The sequence below is a fragment of the Mesorhizobium sp. M4B.F.Ca.ET.214.01.1.1 genome, from assembly GCF_004791545.1.
GTDB classification, from domain to species: Bacteria; Pseudomonadota; Alphaproteobacteria; order Rhizobiales; family Rhizobiaceae; genus Mesorhizobium; species Mesorhizobium abyssinicae.
The window spans coordinates 1-312 of the sequence record NZ_SRUX01000225.1; the positions used below are offsets into that span (position 1 = coordinate 1).

1 protein-coding gene is annotated in these 312 nt (G+C 66.3%); it reads right to left on the reverse strand.

All coding sequences use genetic code 11. The annotated features are described in order from the left end of the window. The coding region (locus EN857_RS33980; RefSeq protein ID WP_135897728.1) for an iron-containing alcohol dehydrogenase at nucleotides 1–312 on the reverse strand (312 nt) is incomplete at both ends.

The window sequence follows — 312 nt, forward strand, 5'->3', positions numbered from 1 at the left end:
ATGCGCGCGGGCGACCAGATCCTTGCCGTTGGCGAAGGCCTTGGGCAGGTTCTCGAACACCAGCCGGATCCCTTCCACCGCGATGCCGTCGGCCATCGGATGATAGCCCGGCGCGCAATAGGCCTCGAGGCAGTGGGCTAAAGCGTCCATGCCGGTGCCGGCGGTGATGAAGGCAGGCATGCCGACCGAGAGTTCCGGGTCGGCGATGACGATCGCGGGCAGGAGCTTCGGGTGGAAGATGACCTTCTTGGTGTGGGTTTCCTCGTTGGTGATGACGCCTGCGCGCCCCACTTCCGAGCCGGTGCCGGCGGT